The sequence below is a fragment of the Kitasatospora sp. NPDC088351 genome (assembly GCF_040685575.1).
Lineage (GTDB): Bacteria > Actinomycetota > Actinomycetes > Streptomycetales > Streptomycetaceae > Kitasatospora.
Map to the genome: position 1 here is coordinate 1 of NZ_JBFBIL010000136.1, position 2,355 is coordinate 2,355.

The window sequence follows — 2,355 nt, forward strand, 5'->3', positions numbered from 1 at the left end:
TCGCCAAGCGCATAACGGACGAGACCACACCAACCTGGCGAGGGACTTACTAGGGTATAAAGGGCAATCCGTTCACATCAAACGCCCTCTGAGAGTGCTCAGCCACGTGCTGGTGAACGGGGTCTGTCGCAATCGGTGTGATTGGGCCCGTGTTGCCGGGTGCTTCTGTGATCATGTTTCGCGTGCAACTCTCGTGATCTTGCGTTAGTTCTTCCTCATCTGGGCCAGGTGTCAGTCGAGTTGGTCGAGCGGTCAGCTGACCGGGTGAGGCTCCACGCACGGGCGAAGGCCGCAGCGGCGGTGTGCCCTCGCTGCTGGCGGACGTCGTCCCGGGTCCACGGGCGGTACGTACGGCGGCTGGCCGATGCCGCGATCGGCGGATCTCGGGCGGTGATCGAGCTGACGGTGCGCCGGTTCCGTTGCGAGAACCCGGCCTGCACCACCCTGACGTTCGTCGAGCAGGTCGACGGACTGACGACACCCCACGCCCGTCGCACGCCGCTGCTGTGGCGGACCCTGACCTCGATCGCGTTGTCGCTGGCCGCCCGGCCCGGCGCCCGCCTGGCCGCCGCGCTGGGCATCGACGTCGCGAAGGACACCCTGCTCCGCCTCACCCGTGCCCTGCCCGAGACCGCCGCGAGCCGCGTGCGGGTACTGGGAGTGGACGACTTCGCGCTGCTCAAGGGAAACCAGTACGCCACGATCCTGGTGGACCTGGAGCGAAGGGAGCCCGTCGATGTGCTGCCTGGACGGGAGGCGGAGTCGCTGGCGGCCTGGCTGCGGCACCATCCCGAGGTGGAGGTCATCTGCCGGGACCGCGCCCGCTCCTACGCCGAGGGCTCCACCGCCGGCGCCCCGCAGGCCGTGCAAGTCGCGGACGCCTGGCACCTGTGGCACAACCTGGCCGAGGCGGTTGAGAAGACGGTGGCCGGACACTATGCCTGCGTCCGGAGGGCTTACGACGCGGTGGCCGACTCGCTCGCGGACAGCCACGAGATCCCTCCAACGCCCTTACCGGACGCCGAGCGTGACGTTCGCGGGCGCGAACGGCGGATCGTGGCCACGATGCGGGAACGGTACGCGGCCGTGCACGAGCTGCTGGCCCGGGGACGCTCGCTGAAGGGGATCAGCCGCGACCTGCGACTCGACTACTACTCCGTGCGCCGATACGCCCGCGCCGCGAGCATCGATGAGGTCCTGGTCAAGGTAGTCAACCGGTCCACCCTGCTGGACGACTACAAGACCTATCTCCACCAGCGGTGGAACGAGGGCTGCCGCAACGCCAGCCAGCTCCACCGGGAGGTGAAGGCCCTCGGCTACCAGGGCAGCCGGGACGGTGTCAGCCGCTACACCCGCCTGCTCAAGGGCTCCACCGTCGTGCCGCCCGCGCCCCGCTCCGCTCCTCGCCCGCGACGGATACTGAAGTGGATCACCACGCGGCCGGCGGCACTGCGTCCCGACGAGGCACTCGACCTCAAGGAGATCCTCGCCGCTTGCCCAGAACTCGAAGCCGCCACCCGCCACGTCCGTGGCTTCGCCGAAATGATGACCAACCTGCGCGGCCACGAACTGCCGGACTGGATCAACAACGTCCAGCGCGACAACCTGCCCGCCATTAGGGCGTTCGCCCAGGGACTCGAATACGACAAGGAGGCCGTTACCGCCGGCTTGTCGTTGCCCTGGAGCTCCGGCCAGGTCGAAGGGCAGGTCACGCGCGTGAAGCTGATCAAACGGCAGGGCTACGGCCGCGCTGGCCTCGATCTCCTCCGCAAGCGGATACTTCTGATGTCCTGACCTGGCGCAACGGCATGGTTGGCAGAGGGAAGGCTCGACCGAGCACCGGGGTCCAGCAGGGTCTACTCAGGGCGCTGATCGCGCGCCACGCATACGTTGCCGCCTGCACCGCCTCTTACTCCCGCTGGTTCGGCCCGTTGGACCTCGGGTGCCCCGGCGGCACCTGTTGAAGCGACGGCTGATCGTTTCATAGCCGGGCCCGCCAGCGCCAGATCGACGGTCACACGGCTGATCGACTGGCCAGTCGTTGTCACACCGATTGCGACAGACCCCGTTTATCCGTACCCGGCTGAGCACTTCAACGAGTACGCGGACACCAGCCCTCCGGCGCGTCCAGGAGCGAGGCCCTGGCCGCGACTTGTCAGGGAGGCGACCCGAGCCTGCGATCACAAGCTACCGACGCCCCCACCCCAGTCCCTACGGACACTCCGCCCACGCCCACCAGGCCACCCGATCAGTGGCTCCCAATGGCGTCTGGCGCTGGACATGCTCGACGAGCTCGCGGGCACGGGGCTGCGGCCCGCCGTGCTGGTCGCGGACACCGCCTACGGCGCCAACGCC

Annotated in this window: 1 protein-coding gene and 1 pseudogene; both read left to right on the plus strand. The window is 68.4% G+C overall.

Annotation, left to right across the window (positions count from 1 at the left end; translation table 11 throughout):
- The first annotated feature begins 264 nt into the window (after nt 1-264).
- Nucleotides 265-1,794: an ISL3 family transposase gene (locus AB0P06_RS36830; protein WP_363615372.1), complete on the plus strand. Its 1,530-nt coding sequence runs from the start codon at nt 265-267 to the stop codon at nt 1,792-1,794.
- A gap of 465 nt (nt 1,795-2,259) precedes the next feature.
- Nucleotides 2,260-2,355 (plus strand): annotated as a pseudogene (locus AB0P06_RS36835) (transposase); the annotation flags it as partial.